This is a genomic window from Bacteroidota bacterium, from assembly GCA_016715425.1.
Classification (GTDB): domain Bacteria; phylum Bacteroidota; class Bacteroidia; order Chitinophagales; family BACL12; genus JADKAC01.
In genome coordinates, this window is record JADKAC010000007.1 from 332,074 (window position 1) to 352,510 (window position 20,437).

A 20,437-nucleotide genomic window follows, 5' to 3' on the forward strand; every position below is an offset into this window, starting at 1 on the left:
TTGATAATTGAGTGTCTCGTTATTCAAATTAGATTTAAATCCTCTTCAAACATATCTACCTGCCATTGATATTCGTCCTCGGATAATTGCAATAGTTGTTTTATTACGCAAGCAACAAAAATATAAACAGACTTTGCTTTTGCTATTTCAAAATACAACATACCCGTGCGGCGTATTAAAAAATCACTTAAGTTGCAAACCATTTCATGTTCAACAGTATATTGTATTTCGGCTGCTAATTTTCTTTCTTCTACATTGGGATATTGATGATATAATTGAAATGCATTTTCAATAATGATTTCTGTTGCAGTTCCATATCTGTAAACCAACTTTGCAATATTTTCTTTGGTAAATCCCGCTTGCTTTGCTTCACCAAAACGGCGTTCAATAAATTCAGAAATTGGAATTTGAAAATCTGCACCTGTAAGTTTTAAAGTATCTGTTTTACAAGTTGATTTATTCTGCATTTTCTTTGCAACAATATCCACTGTTTTCTCTGCCATTTTTCTATATCCTGTCAACTTACCACCGGCAATAGAAATCATACCGCTTTCAGAAATAAAAATTTCATCTTTTCTGGATAATTCACCCGGTGCTTTTCCTGTTTCATGAATTAATGGTCGCAACCCTGCCCAAGTAGATTGCACCATCGCAGTTGAAAGATTTAAATCCTTAAATTTTTCATTTACTGCATTTAATAAATAGGTTATATCAGTTTCTGTTATTTCAGGATTATCAATGTTGTTATTAAAATCCGTATCTGTTGTTCCTATATAAATAATATCCTGACGTGGAATTGCAAATATCATCCGCTTATCAGATTGCACATCAAAATAAATTGCTTGTTGTAAGGGAAAATCTTTTTTTGAAACTACGATATGTACGCCTTTAGTTAAGTGTAAAAATTTTCCGGAAATTGCTGTATCTGATTTTCTTATTTCATCCACCCAAGGTCCTGCCGCATTAATAATATATTTAGCATGAATTATAAGTTTGGTGTGATTTAATTCATCTGTTATTTCAGCACCTGCAATTTTACTATTGTTATAAATTGGTAGTTCATATTTGCAATAATTCAAACAATCAGCTCCATAATTAACCGCTGTTTTCATAACAGTAATTGTCAATCGTGCATCATCTGTTTTATATTCTTTATACAATGCGCCGCCAATAAGATTATGATTATTTAACAAAGGTTCTAATTGCAGCAACTCCTTTTTTTTCAGCATGCGAAACCTTTCTTCCTGTTTCACTTTTGCAAGCCAATCATAAATTGTCAATGCAATTGCTGTTGTTATTCTACCGAGTGTTCCATTTTTATAAATGGGTAACAACATAGAAATTGGTTGTACTAAATAAGGTGCTAAAGAATGTATCACAGCCCGTTCACTTCCAACTTCTCTTACCAATGCAAATTCCATATTTTTTAAATAGCGCAAACCACCATGAATAAGTTTTGTGCTTTTGGAACTGGTGCCCGATGCAAAATCATTTTTCTCTATCACACAAACACGCAATCCCCTTGAAGCAGCATCTAATGCAATACCGGCGGCTGTAATTCCACCGCCAATTACTAATACATCATAAACGACATCTGGTAATTGATTTAAAATTTCTTTTCTTGCTGTAAATGAAAATTGCTGCATTACGCATAAAGTTAATTGCGAATTCCCGCAGAAGATGAATATATGGTGGTATAGTATTTTACTTTTCTCATTTTTAAAATATTACTTTTGCGCCCATTATGACATTAGAACATTTCAGCGAATTAAGAGAAAAGATGCTGGTGTTGAGGAGGTTTCTTTGACTACGATGATAAAGTACATCAGGTAAAAGAAGACGAACAAATAACTCAACAACCGGGGTTTTGGGACGATCCCAAAAATGCAGAGAAAGTATTAAAGCGCATTAAGCTCAACAATCTTTGGGTAACCGAATATAAAAAAACAGAAACAGCCGTGGAAGACCTCGGTGTATTATTCGAGTTTTATGAAGCAGGTGATGTTACCGAAGAAGAATTGGATAAATCGTTTGCTGCTGCTAAAGTATTGGTAGACGCTTTAGAATTTAAAACCACATTAGACGAGCCCGAAGATCAGTTGCCTGCTATAATTACAATTAACTCAGGAGCTGGTGGAACAGAGAGCTGCGATTGGGCAAGTATTATATATCGCATGTATATGATGTGGGCTCAAAAAAATAATTTTAAAATAACAGAATTAGACTTTCAGCCAGGTGATGTTGCCGGAATTAAAAGTGCGTCATTACAAGTAGATGGTGAATTTGCTTATGGTTTATTGAAAGGTGAAAATGGTGTGCATCGTTTAGTGCGTATTTCCCCATTTGATTCCAATGCAAGAAGACATACTTCATTTGCAAGTGTATATGTTTCGCCTTTGATTGATGATACAATTGATATAAAAATTAGTCCGAGTGATTTGGAATGGGATACATTTCGATCAGGTGGTGCCGGCGGACAAAATGTAAATAAAGTAGAAACAGCGGTACGAGTTACACATGGCCCGACAGGTATAGTTGTAAGTTGTCAGGTGAACCGCACCCAAGGACAAAACCGTGAAATGGCAATGCAGATGTTGCGTTCGAAATTATACGATTTGGAAATGCAAAAGCGTTTAGATGCGAAAGCAAAAATCGAAGGCTCGAAGAAAAAAATTGAATGGGGTTCTCAAATTCGTAACTATGTATTGCATCCCTATAAATTAGTAAAAGATGCCCGCACCGGTTATGAAACAGGAAATGCAAGTGCGGTTTTGGATGGCGAACTCGATGAATTTATTAAAGCATATTTGCTTTGGGATGGGAAAGATTAATTAAATCAAAATAAAATCAGATAATGAAAAAAATCACAATCGCTATTGCGATAATATTAGTAAGCGTCACGACTACATTTTCTCAAAAAACTTTTCAGGGTACTTTAGAATACAAGATTGAAATGTCTGGCGGTATGGCAGAAATGATGGCGGGCATGATGCCGGAGAAATATATTTTTGAAGTTCTGAAAAGCGATTACTTGTTATACATGCAAGGCGGACTTGTTTCAGAAATGATGGGCAAAGTATTGTATCAGGATAATACAGGAGAAGCTTTTATTATTAAAGATGGCGATTCCACAATTTATACAATAGACTTAACACAACAAGCTACACCACAAACAACAGTGACAGCAACTGATGAAACAAAAGAAATATTGGGATACACCTGCAAAAAATATAATGTAATTTCTGTAGTAGATGATATTGCTACTACACAAAATGTTTGGGCAAATGAGAAGTATTTGCTTCCTAAAGTAAAAAACTCGCAAGGTCTGAATATGAATTCCACCTTTTATTTTGACGGTATTAAAGGTATGCCAATGCGCACAGAAATTGAAGTGGAAGGCATGGTAATTTCGATGGAGCTAATAAATATGGAAACCAAAAAACCATCAAAGACACATTTTACTTTGCCTAAAGATTATGCGGTAAAACCATTTGATGCCAATACTTTTATGAATGGTGAGTAATAATAAAAGCCGTTAATTAAAGGGAATTGACCCCGGTTCATAAAGTTGCAATATTGATTGTATGTTGCATAAATTAAAATACATTATCTTTACACTCGCTCTGGATTTAAATCAATACATCTCTCATTGTTCCTTAACGGACTGTTCGCTGTGTTTTTTTGTCCGTGCAAAATCATTGATCATTTAAAAAACAATTAGAGTACATGAACATTTTTGTAGGTAAACTGAATTACAGTACTACCGAAGACACGCTACGGAACGCTTTTGAGGCCTTTGGCCAGGTTGATTCTGTTAAAATTATTATGGACAACCAAACAGGTCGTTCTAAAGGATTTGGTTTCGTTGAAATGCCGGATAATACCCAGGCTAACGATGCTATAAATGGCCTGAACGAGTCAGAAATTGACGGACGCAGTGTTGTTGTAAATAAAGCCCGCCCTAAAACCGAAGGTGGTGGTGGTGGCGGAGGATTTGCGCCAAAGCGTAACAACTTCAATCGCAATCGTTATTAAGCAGAAAAAATTAGGCCGCCCACCAACCGCTCCGCCGAAACTCCGTGATGGTTTCTATGTAGAAATCCGTCGCACAGGAGATACTTCAGCGATGAAAATGCGGTTTGATACTATGGTAGAAGCAGAAAACGCCATAGATCAATATCGTCGTACACATGATGTGAATTTTTACGGCAAGGTGAAAGACGGTAAGGTGGTAAGCTCCAAATAACGGCATTCGGTCAAATTAAGAATTTTAAAGACACCTCTAATGTAGGGGTTGTCTTTTTTTTGTTATATCTCAGAATAAAATGAAAATTCTTTTTGTACATAATTGGAGTTGTTTACCGTTAATCCCAATATGAATTCCAAAATTCTTACTTCCTTATTTCTATTTATTTCATCCTTTCATCTCCAGGCACAGGATCATGCTTTGATCGTTTATTTTGAATTTAATGTAGCTGAACTTCCTGTTAATGAACGTATGCGCCTGCTATATTTTTTAGATGATAGCTTAGATAAAGAACGCAGTTACAGCATTCAAATTAAAGGCTATTGCGATTTTATTGACAACGACACTTATAACAATACCCTTTCTCAAGAAAGAGCAGACAATGTAAAAAATATATTGTTGAGTAATGGAGTAAAAGAATCTGCAATTGCGCTTTGCAAAGGTTATGGTGAAAAAAGTGCAGATGATAGAAAAGGTTCCGAAACAGAAAGACAATTACAACGCAGAGTGGAAATAAATTTTATATGTAATTGCCATGAGCAAACTACTGTTTTAAATGATGATGATGAAAAAAAAGAGGAAACATTGGAAGATGAAAAAGAGGAATATTTTGTAGAAGGCGATATTGATATTACTAAGTATGATGTGGGTGATAAGTTCGCTCTGGAGAGTTTACATTTTATTGGAGGTCGTCATAAACTATTACCGGAAAGTATGCCCCCTCTAAAAAATTTATTGAAAGTGATGAAAGAAAATCCAACGTTACACATTTTAATCATCGGACATATTTGTTGTGAGCCAGATATATCTATTGATGGATATGATTACGATACACATACCCAGAATCTATCCTATAACAGGGCAAAAGAAATTTATGAATACTTAGTGCGCAATGGAATTGATGGCAAACGCATGGATTTTAAAGGTATGGGTGGCAAAGAAAAAATTTATCCATATGAAACGACAGAAGAACAGCGCACAGCAAACAGAAGAGTGGAAATAGAAGTTGTAGAAATGTAATTATTCGTCGAGAAGCGCTTTTAAATTATCCAATTCAAAAGCATTATTTTTTTCATTGGATTTTACATATAGATTTTGCAACCACGACAGATATTCTCTTAATACTGTTTTGTTGGAAGCGGGTAAAAAATATTTTTCATCTGCCAACATATCTACTTTATTTAAATAGACTGTAATTTCTTTTTCGCCAAATGCCAATCCTTTGTTGTAAGGATTGATATAAAACAATACATCACTGCGCAAACTTTCCATATCTGTGAAGTCAATGATATATTCTTTGCAACGGGTAAGAATAAAATGACTTGCGAGACAAACTCCATACACCGGCATTTCTAATTGCTGACAAAGAATTAAATACAATAAGCCCAATGAAAAATGATTCCCTTTATTTTTATCGAGTACATTATGAAAATAACTCAATGGTAAATCGGCAGCAGGATCTATGTTTCCCGAAAAACCCATTTGATTAAACAGCACTTGATTCACCACATTTACTTGCTCCAACGGTGACAGATAATTATTTAATCCCAGCCAAATATCTTTTTTAATTTTTTGAATCTTTGCTGTGATTTCAGCTTCATCCAATTCAGGATATCGATGGCGATTGATAATTAATGTTCCTTTCAATAAATCATCAGAATCGGATCGAATCCAATCTTTAAAATCTTTTTCTACAGTTGTAAATTGTATATGCTTAATAATTCCTTCAATACGTTCCTGAGCCAACTGATCGGGAATAGAGGTATATGCATCTTCAAGTTTACTAATTACTTGCGGGCCATAAGAAAATAAACGCTGTGCCACATGATCAAATACTTCGTTATCTGAGTCATCCAATAAAGCAATCAGCGCTTGTATTTCTTTTTCTGCCGCATCCATGCTGAACTATTTTTTCACTTTTTTAGATTTTGGTTTAGCACCACTCTTTGCTTTAGTACTTGCTTTTGATTTAGTCTCACCTTCTGATTTAGAGTTGCCTTTTCCTTTAGCACCGCCTTTAGTTTTACCACCACCTGTAGGTTTACTTGTCGCAATAATTTCATTTACTTCCTCTAATGATAAACCTGCTGCTTCTGTACCTTTAGGAATACGGTAATTTTCTTTTCCTTTTTTTATATAAGGCCCATATCTCCCATTTAATATTTGTATCTCATTTTCAGGCCAATCATGTATAATTTTATTTGCATCTTTTTCATCTTTGATTTTTATCAATTCAATTGACTCAGCTAATGTAATTGAAATTGCTTCGAGATGTTTTGGAATAGAATAAAATTTACTGTTCCATCTTACATAAGGTCCGAATCTACCAATTGCGGCTACCACTTCTTTACCTTCATATTCACCAACTGATTTCGGCAATTTAAAAAGTTCTAATGCTTCATCCAAAGTAATAGTTTGCATATTTTGACTTTTCAGCAAGCCTGCAAATTTTGGTTTTTCTTCTTTTTGTGTATCGCCCATTACTGCAATCGGGCCGTACTTTCCCATGCGTACACTTACTGGTAGTCCTGTGTCAGGAGCCACACCTAATTGACGCTCTCCTGTAACACGCTGTGCGGTTTTTTCTGTTTCTTCTAATGTTTTATGAAACGGAAAATAGAAATCACCAATCATCTTCGGCCAATTTATTTTACCTACTGCTATTTCATCAAACTGCTCTTCTACCTTCGCAGTGAAGTTAAAATCCATGATAGTCATAAAATTTTCTACAAGAAATTGAGTAACCAACATGCCTAAATCTGTTGGAAATAATTTTGATTTTTCTGCTCCGGTAATTTCAGTAAGTACTTTACGCTTTACTTCTTTCTCACTCAGATTTAATTGTACATATTTTCTTTCCAATCCATCCTTATCTTGCTTAATTGCATATTCTCTTTTCTGAATTGTACTAATGGTTGGTGCATATGTTGAAGGACGACCAATACCCAACTCTTCTAGTTTGCGCACTAAACTTGCTTCTGTATATCTTGGTGCGGGACGTGTGAATCTTTCGGTTGCAGAAATATCTGTTGGAGTTAAATTATCATTCACATTTAAAGGAGGAATAATGGAATCATCTTCCTGTTCCACATCATCATCTTTTGATTCGGTATATAATTTTAAAAATCCATCAAATATGATTACCTCACCTTTTGCATGAAATTTTTCAGAGCGAGTACTTATATCAATAGTAACATTTGTTTTTTCTAATTCAGCATCACTCATTTGGGATGCAAGAGTACGTCGCCATATTAATTTATACAAACGTTTTTCATCATTACCCGCTTCAATATCCTGCGCTTCCATATATGTCGGTCTGATTGCCTCATGCGCTTCTTGAGCACCAGATGATTTTGTTTTATACTTTCTAGGATTTGAATATTTTTCACCAAACTGTTTTACAATTTCAGTTTTTGCCGCATCAATTGCAAGTTCAGATAAATTCACAGAATCAGTACGCATGTAAGTGATGTGTCCTTCTTCATATAATTTTTGTGCAACCACCATTGTGCGACTTACAGAATAACCAAGTTTAGCACTTGCTTCCTGTTGCAATGTAGATGTGGTGAATGGTGCTGATGGCGAACGTTTACCCGGCTTAACAGTAATATCTGCTACCGTAAATTCTGCTCCAATACATTTATCTAAAAAATCTTTTGCTTCTTTTTCCTGATCAAATTTTTGATTTAACTCTGCTTTTAATTGTGCAGTTTTCTTACCGTTATTTACTGCAAATATTCCGGCAACTTTGAAGCTGCTTGTAGCGGTAAAATCGATAATTTCATTTTCTCTTTCCACTAATAATCGCACAGCAACAGATTGCACTCTTCCCGCAGATAATGATCTTGATAAATTTATTTTCTTCCATAATAAAGGAGATAATTCAAACCCAACTAATCTGTCTAACACACGACGAGCTTGTTGTGCATTTACCAAATCCATATTTAAATTGCGTGGATTATCCACTGCTTTTTGTATTGCAGATTTTGTTATTTCGTGAAATACAATTCGTTTTGCTTCCTTCGGATCTAAACCTAATACTTCACATAAATGCCAGGAAATTGCTTCTCCCTCACGGTCCTCATCCGTCGCTAACCAAATTTCTTCGGCGCCCTTTGCAAGCTTTTTTAATTCCTTTACAACATCTTCTTTGTCCGCAGGAATTACATATTTCGGTGCAAATTCATTTTCAATATCAATAGAAAAATTACTCTTTTCCAAATCACGAATATGTCCGTAACAAGACTTCACAATAAATTCCTTTCCCAGAAATTTCTCTATTGTTTTTGCCTTTGCGGGCGACTCTACTATCATTAAATTTTTTGCCATGTGTTGGGTATTAACTGTCATTGATTCGGTGCAAATATAACTTTATGCCGAAATAGCAAATTTTCACTGACTATTTCTTATGACAAGGAAACCAGGACGCAAATCAGATAAAGTGGGTTGAATGTCGCTGATTATAAGGCTTGTATCGTGGCGTGCAAGCCTTGTAAAATAATTATTTTATTAATTACAGGAATAGAAGTTTGTATTTTTTTTATGTCACTTCAGGAAAAAGTTTGACTTAACATTGAAATCAAAATTGCCGATATCGGTTTAATGTGAAAATGCTTTATTCCAATTCTTTAAAACTATTTATCAGGATGTAGGAGTTTTTTTGTGGTTTCATTATTTTAAAAATATTCATCAGATAATACATGTGAAATATTTTTTTAAAACTAATACCAACAATTACAATTTTGGATGATATTAAATTAAATCAAAGAAAAGATATGATAACTGAGTTTGCAGCAACAGAAGATTTATATAAAGTTATTTTTGGTTATCATGTGTTATCCATAACAGATCATCTGTATTATATCCAATCTCTTTTGCAATATTTAAATAATTATTTTTTATATACTCAGGAATTTTTGTTTCCCGAGAAAGAATCCATAAATATTTAAGATTAGCTCCGGCAATCAGTGCATATTTATATTCACTATCAATCGCAATAACATTATATCCGGAATAAAAGGGGCCAAAGAAAGATACTTTTAATTTAGCAATACTATCATCACCCACAAATTTTGCTTTACCAATTGCCTGTTCCCATTTTTTCTCTTTCGTATTATATCCTTGATTATCTACTTTGATAGTTCCCTTATCATTTAATGAATATTCGGCGGTGGTATTATTCAAATCTCTTTCGTATTTAAAATCTAATCTTGCTATTTCATACCATTTGCCCAAATATTTTTCTTTATTAAAAGACGATACCGCTTCTGCTCCTTTGGGAATAGTAGCGCAAGAAAATAATGCTGTCATAAATAATAGTGATAGTGATAAATAAATTAATGTATTATTCTTCATATCTAAACAAACATCGCCCATATCCACTTTGTTTATTCTTATTTAAATTGCATCTAATAATACTTGTGGTATTTTTTGAGAGCATTTCATTTCCGGGTTTTGAATCTCTTGCATTCGTTCATATCCCACTTTAGCTAACCATTGTTTAAAAGGCTCTGCATTGGGTGAAGGAATTGATTGGATCATGCGGAGAAGATTAGGAGTATCTAAACAATCAGTGGCATATTTTTTACCATCGGATGCTTCTAATTTCAGTTGTACGATTTTTTCGTACAACTGACTTCCTTCCTTTGAAAGTTTCTTTTTTAAATCGCTCCAATACCGTTTGGGTATACTACTCCCCGTTAATATCTCAATCACATCCACCACCGAGAAATACCAAATTTCATTTTCTTCGTCCCAATGCGTACGGACTTTTTTTGATTCGAATAATTTAATTGAATTCATAGACTAAAACTATTAAAAAATCGTGATGCATTCATGCGAAAATCTATTTCTTTTTCCACTTAATTACAATTGTTTATAATTACTTATCTGAAAAGGAATATCCAAAAAAAAGTAAAGATTATAATAAGCGTTATCCATGTTTTATATACACTATTTAATTATAAATTTTTTTTATTTTTTTATTTAAGTAGATTTTTGCCAACCCAAACTTATTTATTGCGGTTATGTTGAAAGTATTTAATCTTATGCTTATACCTTTGTAAATAAATTTTTTAAAATGGCGATTACTGAAAAAGCGATTCTCGACGCACTGAGTTATGTGGATGATCCTGATTTGAAGAAGGATTTAGTATCCTTAAATATGGTGCAGGATATTAAGATAGATGGCAACAAAGTAAGTTTTACAGTGATACTTACTACACCTGCCTGCCCAATGAAAGAACAAATTCAACATGCTTGTATCACTGCAATAAAAAAATTGGTGGATGCAAATGCAGAAGTGGAAGTAAAAATGGGTTCTAATGTAAGTTCAGCTCGTAAATCAAATGAAGTATTATTACCCGGTGTAAAAAATATTATTGTTATTTGTTCCGGAAAAGGTGGTGTTGGCAAATCCACTATCACAGTAAATCTCGCAATGGGTCTTGCAGAAACAGGAGCTAAAGTGGGAATTATTGATGCGGATATTTACGGACCTTCTATTCCTTTAATGCTTGGTTTACAGGATGCAAAACCAAAGATTAAAGATATCAATGGCAAGGCTACTATTATTCCTGTAGAGAAATTTGGATTGAAAGTGTTGTCCATCGGATTTTTGGTGGATCCATCACAAGCAGTGGTGTGGAGAGGACCGATGGTTTCTTCTGCATTGCGTCAATTTGTAAGCGATTGCGATTGGGGAGAACTCGATTATTTAGTAATTGATCTTCCTCCGGGAACCGGTGATGTGCATTTAACTTTAGTGCAAACAGTTCCGGTTACAGGTGCTGTTGTGGTAACTACTCCACAAGAAGTTGCAATTGCTGATGCCCGCAAAGCAGCTGCGATGTTTAATATGCCGAATATTAATGTGCCCATAATTGGTGTGGTTGAAAATATGGCCTGGTTTACTCCGGAAGAATTACCGGAAAACAAATATTTTATTTTTGGTGAAGGTGGCGGACAAAAACTCGCCGATGAATTAAAAATTCCTTTACTCAGTCAAATACCATTAGTGCAGGGAATTCGTGAAGGTGGTGATAACGGTAAGCCCGCATTTAAAAATCCACAGGTAGAACAAGCATTTGAAGAAATGGTAAAAAATACTGCTCGATTTATTTCTATTCGAAATGAATCTGCGGCTCCCACAAAAAAGGTGGAAGTGTTACTTTAATAATTACAGTAATTTTGTTTCTGAATACATTATGAGTTTACCTAAAGACATTTACGAAAAAGTAGAATCATCGCTGGATACTATCCGCCCTTATTTAAATGCGGATGGTGGTGATATTCAGATAGTAGAAATTACGGATGATATGATAGTGAGAGTTAAACTATTGGGTGCATGCGAAACTTGTCCGATGAGTTTTATGACCATGAAAGCCGGAGTGGAAGAATCTATTCGCAATGCTATTCCAGAAATAAAATCTATTGAAACAGTTTCCTGATTAATTACTCCATTATTATATTCTATAAATTTGCGGTAAAGCACAATGAACCGCAACCAATTAATACAATCCATACGAGATAAAAAATCTTACCTCTGTATTGGTTTAGATACTGACCTCAATAAAATTCCTCCACATCTTCTCGATAATGAAGATCCTGTTTTTGAATTCAATAAACAGATAATTGATTCTACAAAAAAGTATTGTGTTGCCTACAAACCAAACACTGCATTTTATGAAGCGTATGGAAGTAAAGGTTGGCAAAGTTTAGAAAAAACAATTGCATATATCGGCGACTCTCATTTTATAATTGCAGATGCAAAAAGAGCTGATATCGGAAATACATCACAACGCTATGCAGAAGCATTTTTTAAAACAATGCAAGCGGATGCAATTACTGTGGCTCCTTATATGGGATCAGATTCTGTTACGCCATTTTTTATGGATGAGAAATGGGTTATACTACTTGCACTTACGTCCAATACAGGTAGCAATGATTTTCAATTACAGATATCCGAAGGGAAGAAATTATTTGAACAAGTTATTCTTCGCTCACAACAATGGGGTACCACAGAAAATTTGATGTATGTTGTTGGTGCTACACATCCAAATGTGTTTCAACATATCAGAAGATTTGCTCCTGATCATTTTTTATTAGTGCCCGGTGTAGGTGCACAAGGCGGAGATTTAAAAGCAATTTCTGAACATGGATTAAATAAGGATTGCGGATTATTGGTAAACAGTTCACGCAATATTATTTATGCTTCCAATGGAAATGACTTTGCAGAAAAAGCATCTTTAGCTGCATCAGAAATTCAACAAGTAATGGAAGTTTTATTGCGCAGCAAAAAAATAATCCTGTAATTTTAATTTAAACTTTCGCCGTGAACGAGGATTTACTTCAATTTATATGGAGTATGCAATTGTTAGAAACCAATGCATTGTTTACCTCCGATAATGAAAAAATAGAAATACTGCAAGCCGGTACTTTAAATACGAATGCCGGTCCGGATTTTTTGCATGCAAAAATTAAAATTGGTGATACCATTTGGGCCGGACATATTGAAATTCATATTAAAGCTTCCGATTGGAAATTACATGCACATCAAACTGACCCCGCTTTTAATAATGTAATTCTGCATGTTGTTTTAATGGATGATGGATATGATAATGGAATTCCTGTTTTGGAATTGAATGGAAAAATCCCCGGAAGACTTTTAAATAAATATGCAGCGATGATGCAAACTGCTGCGTGGATTCCTTGCGAAAAACATATCAATCAATTTCCTGAGATAAAATGGAAAAGTTGGTTGCAACGATTAACAGCCGAAAGATTAGAACAAAAAGCGTTACATATTGAAGAGCGATTGCATTACAATAAAAATGATTGGGAAGAAACTTGCTATCAATTAATTGCTCGCAGTTTTGGTGCTCCAATAAATAGTGATGCAATGGAACAAGTAGCAAATGCATTACCATTAAAAACTATATTGCGCCATAAAAATGATCCCACTCAAGTGGAAGCCTTAATATTTGGAACCGCAGGATTTCTGGAAAGCAGTTATAAAGAATTATATCCGCATAAGCTGCAATCGGAATATCGTTTTTTAAAAAATAAATTTGAATTAATTGCCCCCTCGCTGCAATGGAAATTTTCACGATTGCGACCTGCCTCATTCCCTACAATTCGTCTCAGTCAGTTAGCTGCATTAATTTGTAAAACAGATGCATTATTCGACAAATTGATTTTACAAAATGATGTAAAAAAAATGGAATCTGTTTTTGCTATTCATCCCGGTGAATATTGGAAAGAACATTATCATTTTAAAAAAGCAGCAAAAGTTTCTGTTTCCGGTCTTGGCAAATCAACCATACAAATTATACTTATGAATACCGTTGCACCCATTAAGTATTTATATGGATTAAAAAATGGTAAACAAGAAATGATAGATGATGCAATTGCGTTACTTGAAAAATTGAAGCCGGAAAAAAATTCAATCATTGCGAATTGGGCACAGTTAGGATTTACTGCTATGAATGCTGCTGAATCGCAGGCGATGATACAATTAAAGAAAGAATACTGCGACAATCGCAATTGTTTACATTGCCATGTGGGATATTTTGTTTTGGGAATGCAAGAATAATTTAACTTTGCAATATGTTCTATCAGTTAAAATATTTGGTGGAAAAAGGAGTTTTCGGCGTTTGTTCTTATCTCGGCGAAAAAATGGGAATAGCTACATCACGCATTCGTTTATTTTTTATCTACATTACTTTCCTCACTTTGGGCTCACCCATTTTAATTTATATGAGTCTTGCATTTGTAATTAATTTAAAAAATTATATGCGGGATAAGCTGAGTCCAATCAGAGAATTATTTCAGTAATTTTTTCAGCTTAAAATGTATTTGAAGAGTATTTGAAAAGTGCCCAGGACAAGATTCGAACTTGCACATTCTTGCGAACGCCAGCCCCTCAAGCTGGTGCGTCTACCAGTTTCGCCACCTGGGCATAATAGAACAGGCGGCAAAGATAGCAGCCAAAATTTAATCTCGAAATTTTACTTGAAACGAGGATGATATTGAATCAATGTATCTCTTAAAAATTCTCTGTCGAGATGGGTATAAATTTCAGTGGTAGTTATACTTTCATGTCCCAGCATTTCCTGCACTGCTCTTAATCCGGCACCGCCTTCAATAAGATGTGTTGCAAAAGAATGTCGGAATGTATGTGGCGAAATTGTTTTGCGAATACCAACAGCAGCCGCATATTCCCGCAACATCAAAAAAATATACACACGGGTAAGTTTTTTACCCCGACGATTTAAAAACACATGATCTTCATATCCTTTTTTAACAGGCACATGCACTCTAGTATTTTCAAGATAAGTGGTAATACATTTCTTTGCACTGTCGCCAATCGGTACTAATCTTTCTTTATCGCCTTTGCCGGTTACTTTAATAAAATCAACATTTAAGTATAGTTCAGAAATTTTTAATTCCGTTAATTCACTCACACGCAAACCGCAACTGTATAATGTTTCTAATATCGCACGATTACGCACACCATCAGGCCTGCTCATATCCACACATTCTAAAATTTTATTTATCTCTTCAATGTTAAGTGTATCCGGTAATTTTTTACTGAGTTTGGGAAGATCAAGTAATTGAGAAGGATCCACATCAATCAAATCATCCAATAATAAAAATTTAAAAAATGCACGGACACCGGAAATCATACGTGCCTGCGATCTGTCGTTCATTCCCAACTCATTCAGAAAATGAATAAATTTTACCAGATGTTCACGAGTAATTGTTTCAGGAAGTATATCCGGATAATACATGGCAATAAATTCAGATAACTTTTCTACATCATGTAAATATGCTTCAATAGAATTGCGGGAAAGAGATTTTTCCAATTGCAGATACGCTTTAAATTCTTTAATACTCCCCTTCCAATTCATTGCTTGAAATTAAAACCATACACTTGCATTTATTTTTATAGTCAACACAGAAAAATGTGAATTAAACTAATTTTGTACACGATGCAGATATTAATTATAAACGGACCTAACTTAAATTTATTAGGAACACGAGAACCTGAAATATATGGTTCACAAACTTTCGAGGATTATTTTAAAACATTGCAAAGTGATAATCCCGAGGTTTCACTCACCTATTTTCAAAGCAATATAGAAGGTGAAATTATTGACACTTTGCATGTACATGGTTTTAAAGTGGATGGAATAATTATAAATGCCGGAGGTTATTCGCATACCAGTGTTGCAATTGCAGATGCTATATCTGCTATCACTGCTCCGGTTGTGGCAATACATATTTCAAATACATTTAGCAGAGAAGCATATCGCCATACAGATTTAATTGCCGGAAAATGTAAGGGATTAATTTGCGGTTTGGGATTAAAAGGATATGCGCTTGCAATAAAATTTTTGGTTGATTTAAAATCGCAGATCTGAAAATTTATTTTTCTTTCTAATAAAAAAAGCCCACACAATACTTTTTGGATAAAATCCTTTTTGTTTTACTGTGGATACTGCAATTTTACTATTTGAAATGATGTGATTTGTGCGTGTGCGTTTTGAAATTTGCATTGGGATTGAGAAAATAAAATACCAATCGGCACGAATTATTGCCCATGCATTCTTCCATTTCTTTTGAAGTAATGCATTTACAATTGCTAATAAATCAAAGAACGCAATTCGCACAGGAATTTTCCATAACAACTCAATCACATCCAGATTTTTAAATAACATACTGAGATTATTCCTGAAATTGAGATATGTTTTATGCGGATTTTCTTTACTTAAACTACCACCTCCCACATGATAAACCACCGCATCATTTACTGCGAGAATCTGATAACCACATCGCTTTAATCGCCAGCAAAGATCAATCTCTTCCATATGTGCAAAATAATCTTCATCAAATCCTTTCATGCGAAAAAATAATTCGGAACGAATACATAACGCTGCACCCGAAGCCCAAAATACCGGTTCATTTACATTGTATTGCCCGTCATCCATTTCCAAATAACTAAATACTCTTCCTTTACAAAATGGATATCCGAAATTATCTAAATATCCTCCTGCAGCACCAGCGTGTTCAAATTTATTTTTTTCCTCATAGGATAACATTTTCGGTTGACATACAGCGGCTTCAGGATTTTTTTCCATAACACTTATCATGGAGTCAATCCATCCCGGTGTAATTTCCACATCTTGATTTAACAGCACAAAATAATCAGCACTAATTTGTTCCAACCCGATATTATATCCTTTTGCAAAGCCTTCATTTTCTTTTAAACGAATCACTTTTATTTGCGGGAAATTGGTATTTAAATATTCTTCTGTACCATCGGTGGATGCGTTATCAATTACATAATAATCAAGAGGCAAATAAAAAGTTGTAATTACGGAGGGTAGAAATTTTTCAAGGAAATGCTTACCGTTCCATGAGAGGATAACAATAGCAACTAAAGGTTTATCAAGAATGTCATCCTGTTCCATCAGTGAGGTAAATATAAGATGTTTACTTGTATCTCAATAAAATCAGAAATTGTAAACGTCAGCAGGTCTTATTCTGCCGAGCTTATCGGTAATATCTGTTTGATCAAAATCTGATAAGATATTTGGCGCAGCAACATTTTCATATAATACTAATTTCCAACGGGAATCTTGCAGTTCACCTCTTGCATTGCTATGTAATAATTTATAATCATTGGTAACTGCGGTACGGTCATAAAAAGCAAATCCGATTTTGGTTTGGTTATCAGGCAACACATTATAAAACCAAATTTCATAAGGATATGCATTCGGTTCATTAGGTGCCATAATTCTATCATTGGGTTGTCCGTATTGAAGATAAACTCTACCTCTGTCTGTGCGGTATCCCGGCCTACTTGGTGATCCGAATTCTCTATTCACTGCCGTAACCATTTCTAAATATCGCTTCCATTCCCCATAGGGATCTGCCTGATTGCGTTGAACCCAAAAGTTGTAGAGAAATTTCTTCTTCATTTCAATATCAACTCTGGGAGTTAATGATTCAATAAGTTTTGCATCGCTTGCAGTTGCTCTCGGTTTAATAATATCCAGAAAATAATTTAATTGCTCTTCTGAATAATCATAAACAAATGTGTTGGAAATATCCACCATATCAATGTTATCATATGAAGTAACTGCTCCCACTTTTGCTCGTTGAAAATATTGCTTCTTCACCACAATTAATTCATTTTTTTTATTGCGTACTTCTACAACCAAATTATAATTACCACTTGGAAGATTGGTGATATCCATTTCCCGCAAAAATGAAATTACAGGTGCAGCTTTGCCTTTTGTATATTGATAAAAATTCGGATTATGTGCATCGGAAGAAGCACTGCGGATTCCAAATGTAATTAATACATCTTCGCCATTTGTAAACTTATCTGTGTTATATACCTCACCATAGAAATTTATTTCCGTTCTGCTTGTTGGAAAAAAATCTGCTGCATAAGGCAACAAATCATAATTATTTTTAGTGAATTGTGTGGTTTTTCCTGCTTGCTTAATTGTATCCACCCATTGTATATCAGAAATTGCAATTACATTTTCCTCTGCAGGCAATATTACTTCGGTGAATTCATATTTGTTTGTGGAATCCTGCAAATCCATTAAAGTAACTTCAACAGTGGCAGTATGATTTGGCAGAAACAATCGCTTTTGATCCATCAAACTAAAATTAATTTTTCCGGTATCAATAATATTGGGAGTAACCAAATTATATTTATCAAATGTAAATACAGCACCTGTATCCAACACTACCACTTGCACTTCAACCCCTGCTTCAAACAAATGCTTTTTATTTCTTTCGTATTGAATTTCTGTGCCTGCAATCACTATATATAATTCAACATAAGGCCCTTCGCCGGGAAGAAAAAATTGCGCCGTGCGAATATTTACTCCGGTTCTTAAATCCTGTGCGTGAACTTGCAAAAAAAATATGCATAGAATAAGGAATGTACTAAGCTGCTTCATATATTTTAAAATTCTATTGTATAAAGTTAATAATTGCAACGACTATTTTCGCATTATAATTTCAAACGGATGTCAAAAAAAACGGTCTTAATAGAGTTGCCATACCTGCCTTCCATTTCGTGGTTTTCCTTGGTGGCCGGCTATGAAAACGTTTTGTTGGATATACATGCACACTATGAAAAAGGCAGCTATACAAATCGCTGCAAAATATTAGGACCGAATGGTGTACTGATGCTATCAGTGCCTTTGCAACACGGCAAACATCACCACAAACCATTACACGATTTACGTATAAGCAATACTGAACCCTGGCAGAAAATTCATTTTATGACGTTATGTTCCTGCTATCGCCGTTCGCCTTATTTTGAATATTTTGAAGATCTATTCCAACCCATATATCATAAGAAATGGGATAGTATTATTGAATTAAATTATAAACTGTTGCAAATTATTTTAGAGTATATAAAAGTGAATGCAAAATTTTCATTTACTGAAAATTATATTTCCTCAACAGATGAAAGTGTTGATGATAAACGCAATTATTTACGACCCGGGAAAGTGTATGAACCTCTCATTGAAAAAGTGGAAAATTATACGCAGGTATTTTCGGATAGATTTGAATTTCAAAAAGATCTCAGCATTTTTGATTTGCTTTGCAATAAAGGAAAGTATAAATTTTAATCACACCATTATGAAACAGTTTCTATTTCTAATTTCTTCCATTCTTATAACATCGTATGCATTTGCACAACCTGCTTTTGTAACGGATAGCCTTGATAATTATATCCAACGGGAAATGCAAAGATGGGATATTCCGGGTATGGCAGTCGCAATTGTGAAGGATGGAAAGGTGGTGGTTTCCAAAGGTTATGGTGTTCAAAATTTGGATACAAAAACTCCCGTAAATGAAAATACATTGTTTCAAATTGCTTCCAATTCAAAAGCATTTACAGGCACTGCAATGGCAATATTACAAGAGCAAGGAGATATCCAATTGGATGATAAGGTAACCGAATATTTAGATTATTTTAAAATGATAAATCCCAATATCACGAAAATGGTAACCATTGAAGATGTGCTCAGTCATCGCTTGGGATACGAAACTTTTGAAGGTGATTTTTTACATTGGAACAGTAATCTCACACGCAAACAAATGGTGGAAAGTATGGCTCGTCAGGAAATGGTTTATGATTTCAGAGATACTTATGGATATTGTAATGTGGGCTTTGTAACTGCGGGTGAAATTCTATTCAATGTTACTGATACCACCTGGGATAATTTTATACAACATCGCTTTTTTGATCCTTTGGAAATGAAACGCAGTTCTACAACTCTCGATGATTTATTAAAAGATAAAAATAAATGTACACCATACACATTAGTGGATAATGCATTAGTGAAATTAGATTATGCGAATGTGGACAATCTTGGTCCTGCTGCAAGTATAAATTCCTCCGTAAATGATCTCAGTCATTGGGTGATGATGCAATTGAATAAAGGAAAATATAACAACAAACAAGTAGTGCCTTACAATGCATTAATGAATACATACAAGTCTCGAACAATAGTGCGTGATGTATATTCCAGACTTTATCCGGATATGCATTTTAATACTTATGGTTTGGGTTGGAATATTAATGATTATAAAGGGAGAAGAGTTTTTAGTCATGATGGAGGCTCGAATGGTTTTGTAACTTCTGTTTGTTTTATTCCGGAAGAAAATTTTGGAATTATTGTGCTTACAAATACAGATGCCAATTCATTATACGATGCATTGCGCATGCAAATAATTGAATCTTATTTTTCCATGCCTTATCGAAATATCAGTGAGATTTATTATTCTTATACAGAACCCGGAGATAAAGAAACGTGGACAGAAATACATGCGTGGCAAGCCATAGCAGCAGAGCATAATTCACCTGCATCACCCATAGAAGATTATGTGGGTACATACACCAATACATTGTATGGCGACATCTTTATTAAGTACAATGGTAAAAATTTAGAAATCAGTTTTCCGCATCATCAATTTATGACTGCGAAATTAGAACCGATGGGTGAAAATGTGTTTTTGTGTACTTATTCAGATCCTACTTATGGAATAAGAAAAGTGTCTTTCGAACAAGAGAAAAATATAATCAGCAAGTTTACTTTAACAGTAAATGATTTTGTGGATTTGCAACCTTATGATTTTTATCGCAAAGAATAA

20 protein-coding genes and 1 tRNA gene are annotated in these 20,437 nt (G+C 34.4%); 12 read left to right on the forward strand and 9 right to left on the reverse strand.

Annotated features, from left to right (window positions below; all coding sequences use genetic code 11):
- Positions 1 to 23: 23 nt before the first annotated feature.
- On the reverse strand, positions 24 to 1,646 hold the full coding sequence (locus IPN31_13730) for a glycerol-3-phosphate dehydrogenase/oxidase (GenBank protein ID MBK8682935.1): 1,623 nt from the start codon (positions 1,644 to 1,646) through the stop codon (positions 24 to 26).
- A 98-nt stretch (positions 1,647 to 1,744) separates the two neighbouring features.
- On the opposite strand from IPN31_13730, the gene prfB reads away from it, so the two are divergent.
- The 4 genes from prfB to IPN31_13750 all read left to right on the forward strand — a co-directional run bounded on the left by prfB (position 1,745) and on the right by IPN31_13750 (position 5,266).
- A protein-coding gene (gene prfB / locus IPN31_13735; GenBank protein MBK8682936.1) for a peptide chain release factor 2 occupies positions 1,745 to 2,831 on the forward strand; the annotation gives its coding sequence in 2 pieces (ribosomal slippage) (positions 1,745 to 1,804 and positions 1,806 to 2,831; 1,086 coding nt in all).
- A gap of 23 nt (positions 2,832 to 2,854) precedes the next feature.
- The gene (locus IPN31_13740) at positions 2,855 to 3,523 is read left to right on the forward strand and encodes a DUF4412 domain-containing protein (GenBank protein ID MBK8682937.1); all 669 of its coding nucleotides are present in this window, start codon (positions 2,855 to 2,857) and stop codon (positions 3,521 to 3,523) included.
- A gap of 203 nt (positions 3,524 to 3,726) precedes the next feature.
- Positions 3,727 to 4,035, forward strand: a complete 309-nt coding sequence (locus tag IPN31_13745; GenBank protein ID MBK8682938.1) for an RNA-binding protein — start codon at positions 3,727 to 3,729, stop codon at positions 4,033 to 4,035.
- A 340-nt stretch (positions 4,036 to 4,375) separates the two neighbouring features.
- The gene (locus tag IPN31_13750) at positions 4,376 to 5,266 is read left to right on the forward strand and encodes an OmpA family protein (GenBank protein ID MBK8682939.1); all 891 of its coding nucleotides are present in this window, start codon (positions 4,376 to 4,378) and stop codon (positions 5,264 to 5,266) included.
- Here the strand turns inward: IPN31_13750 and IPN31_13755 are convergent, their stop codons facing one another.
- From IPN31_13755 to IPN31_13770, 4 genes are all read right to left on the reverse strand, one after another.
- On the reverse strand, positions 5,267 to 6,145 hold the full coding sequence (locus IPN31_13755) for a transglutaminase family protein (protein MBK8682940.1): 879 nt from the start codon (positions 6,143 to 6,145) through the stop codon (positions 5,267 to 5,269).
- Between the two features lie 6 nt (positions 6,146 to 6,151).
- Positions 6,152 to 8,575, reverse strand: a complete 2,424-nt coding sequence (gene topA, locus IPN31_13760; GenBank protein ID MBK8682941.1) for a type I DNA topoisomerase — start codon at positions 8,573 to 8,575, stop codon at positions 6,152 to 6,154.
- A gap of 486 nt (positions 8,576 to 9,061) precedes the next feature.
- Positions 9,062 to 9,601 carry a lipocalin family protein gene (locus tag IPN31_13765; protein ID MBK8682942.1) on the reverse strand — a complete coding sequence of 180 codons (540 nt, stop codon included), beginning with the start codon at positions 9,599 to 9,601 and terminating at the stop codon, positions 9,062 to 9,064.
- A gap of 42 nt (positions 9,602 to 9,643) precedes the next feature.
- Entirely contained in the window at positions 9,644 to 10,048 is a 405-nt protein-coding gene (locus tag IPN31_13770; protein ID MBK8682943.1) for a Bro-N domain-containing protein, read from the reverse strand.
- Between the two features lie 277 nt (positions 10,049 to 10,325).
- On the opposite strand from IPN31_13770, the gene IPN31_13775 reads away from it, so the two are divergent.
- From IPN31_13775 to IPN31_13795, 5 genes are read left to right on the forward strand one after another with little or no spacing between them, the layout of a single operon-like run.
- Positions 10,326 to 11,420, forward strand: coding sequence for an Mrp/NBP35 family ATP-binding protein (locus IPN31_13775; protein MBK8682944.1), 1,095 nt, complete (start codon positions 10,326 to 10,328; stop codon positions 11,418 to 11,420).
- A gap of 31 nt (positions 11,421 to 11,451) precedes the next feature.
- The gene (locus tag IPN31_13780; protein MBK8682945.1) at positions 11,452 to 11,694 is read left to right on the forward strand and encodes a NifU family protein; all 243 of its coding nucleotides are present in this window, start codon (positions 11,452 to 11,454) and stop codon (positions 11,692 to 11,694) included.
- Positions 11,695 to 11,739: 45 nt separating this feature from the next.
- Entirely contained in the window at positions 11,740 to 12,558 is an 819-nt protein-coding gene (pyrF, locus tag IPN31_13785; GenBank protein ID MBK8682946.1) for an orotidine-5'-phosphate decarboxylase, read from the forward strand.
- 20 nt (positions 12,559 to 12,578) lie between these two features.
- Entirely contained in the window at positions 12,579 to 13,838 is a 1,260-nt protein-coding gene (locus IPN31_13790; protein MBK8682947.1) for a DUF2851 family protein, read from the forward strand.
- 14 nt (positions 13,839 to 13,852) lie between these two features.
- A complete protein-coding gene (locus tag IPN31_13795) occupies positions 13,853 to 14,080 on the forward strand; it encodes a PspC domain-containing protein (GenBank protein MBK8682948.1) in 228 nt (75 codons plus the stop codon).
- A gap of 40 nt (positions 14,081 to 14,120) precedes the next feature.
- On the opposite strand, the gene IPN31_13800 is transcribed toward IPN31_13795, so the two are convergent.
- Together IPN31_13800 and xerD are read right to left on the reverse strand one after the other, a co-directional pair.
- Positions 14,121 to 14,204: transfer RNA gene (locus tag IPN31_13800), tRNA-Leu, on the reverse strand.
- Positions 14,205 to 14,253: 49 nt separating this feature from the next.
- Positions 14,254 to 15,156: a site-specific tyrosine recombinase XerD gene (gene xerD / locus IPN31_13805; GenBank protein MBK8682949.1), complete on the reverse strand. Its 903-nt coding sequence runs from the start codon at positions 15,154 to 15,156 to the stop codon at positions 14,254 to 14,256.
- Between the two features lie 81 nt (positions 15,157 to 15,237).
- On the opposite strand from xerD, the gene aroQ reads away from it, so the two are divergent.
- Positions 15,238 to 15,669, forward strand: coding sequence for a type II 3-dehydroquinate dehydratase (aroQ, locus tag IPN31_13810; protein ID MBK8682950.1), 432 nt, complete (start codon positions 15,238 to 15,240; stop codon positions 15,667 to 15,669).
- Here the strand turns inward: aroQ and IPN31_13815 are convergent.
- Together IPN31_13815 and IPN31_13820 are read right to left on the reverse strand one after the other, a co-directional pair.
- A complete protein-coding gene (locus IPN31_13815) occupies positions 15,652 to 16,704 on the reverse strand; it encodes a glycosyltransferase family 2 protein (GenBank protein ID MBK8682951.1) in 1,053 nt (350 codons plus the stop codon). The two genes, aroQ and IPN31_13815, sit on opposite strands and share 18 nt — an antisense overlap.
- Positions 16,705 to 16,761: 57 nt before the next feature.
- Positions 16,762 to 18,186, reverse strand: coding sequence for a GWxTD domain-containing protein (locus IPN31_13820; GenBank protein MBK8682952.1), 1,425 nt, complete (start codon positions 18,184 to 18,186; stop codon positions 16,762 to 16,764).
- A 111-nt stretch (positions 18,187 to 18,297) separates the two neighbouring features.
- On the opposite strand from IPN31_13820, the gene IPN31_13825 reads away from it, so the two are divergent.
- Positions 18,298 to 18,909, forward strand: a complete 612-nt coding sequence (locus IPN31_13825) for a WbqC family protein (protein MBK8682953.1) — start codon at positions 18,298 to 18,300, stop codon at positions 18,907 to 18,909.
- A gap of 10 nt (positions 18,910 to 18,919) precedes the next feature.
- On the forward strand, positions 18,920 to 20,437 hold the full coding sequence (locus IPN31_13830) for a serine hydrolase (protein ID MBK8682954.1): 1,518 nt from the start codon (positions 18,920 to 18,922) through the stop codon (positions 20,435 to 20,437).

Excerpts from the sequence above, each read along its gene's own strand:
- IPN31_13730 (MBK8682935.1), bottom strand. The coding sequence starts at position 1,646 with ATGCAGCAATTTTCATTTACAGCAAGAAAAGAAATTTTAAATCAATTA.
- IPN31_13740 (MBK8682937.1), top strand. The coding sequence starts at position 2,855 with ATGAAAAAAATCACAATCGCTATTGCGATAATATTAGTAAGCGTCACG.
- IPN31_13745 (MBK8682938.1), top strand. The coding sequence starts at position 3,727 with ATGAACATTTTTGTAGGTAAACTGAATTACAGTACTACCGAAGACACG.
- IPN31_13750 (MBK8682939.1), top strand. The coding sequence starts at position 4,376 with ATGAATTCCAAAATTCTTACTTCCTTATTTCTATTTATTTCATCCTTT.
- IPN31_13755 (MBK8682940.1), bottom strand. The coding sequence starts at position 6,145 with ATGGATGCGGCAGAAAAAGAAATACAAGCGCTGATTGCTTTATTGGAT.
- topA (MBK8682941.1), bottom strand. The coding sequence starts at position 8,575 with ATGGCAAAAAATTTAATGATAGTAGAGTCGCCCGCAAAGGCAAAAACA.
- IPN31_13765 (MBK8682942.1), bottom strand. The coding sequence starts at position 9,601 with ATGAAGAATAATACATTAATTTATTTATCACTATCACTATTATTTATG.
- IPN31_13770 (MBK8682943.1), bottom strand. The coding sequence starts at position 10,048 with ATGAATTCAATTAAATTATTCGAATCAAAAAAAGTCCGTACGCATTGG.
- IPN31_13775 (MBK8682944.1), top strand. The coding sequence starts at position 10,326 with ATGGCGATTACTGAAAAAGCGATTCTCGACGCACTGAGTTATGTGGAT.
- IPN31_13780 (MBK8682945.1), top strand. The coding sequence starts at position 11,452 with ATGAGTTTACCTAAAGACATTTACGAAAAAGTAGAATCATCGCTGGAT.
- pyrF (MBK8682946.1), top strand. The coding sequence starts at position 11,740 with ATGAACCGCAACCAATTAATACAATCCATACGAGATAAAAAATCTTAC.
- IPN31_13795 (MBK8682948.1), top strand. The coding sequence starts at position 13,853 with ATGTTCTATCAGTTAAAATATTTGGTGGAAAAAGGAGTTTTCGGCGTT.
- xerD (MBK8682949.1), bottom strand. The coding sequence starts at position 15,156 with ATGAATTGGAAGGGGAGTATTAAAGAATTTAAAGCGTATCTGCAATTG.
- aroQ (MBK8682950.1), top strand. The coding sequence starts at position 15,238 with ATGCAGATATTAATTATAAACGGACCTAACTTAAATTTATTAGGAACA.
- IPN31_13825 (MBK8682953.1), top strand. The coding sequence starts at position 18,298 with ATGTCAAAAAAAACGGTCTTAATAGAGTTGCCATACCTGCCTTCCATT.
- IPN31_13830 (MBK8682954.1), top strand. The coding sequence starts at position 18,920 with ATGAAACAGTTTCTATTTCTAATTTCTTCCATTCTTATAACATCGTAT.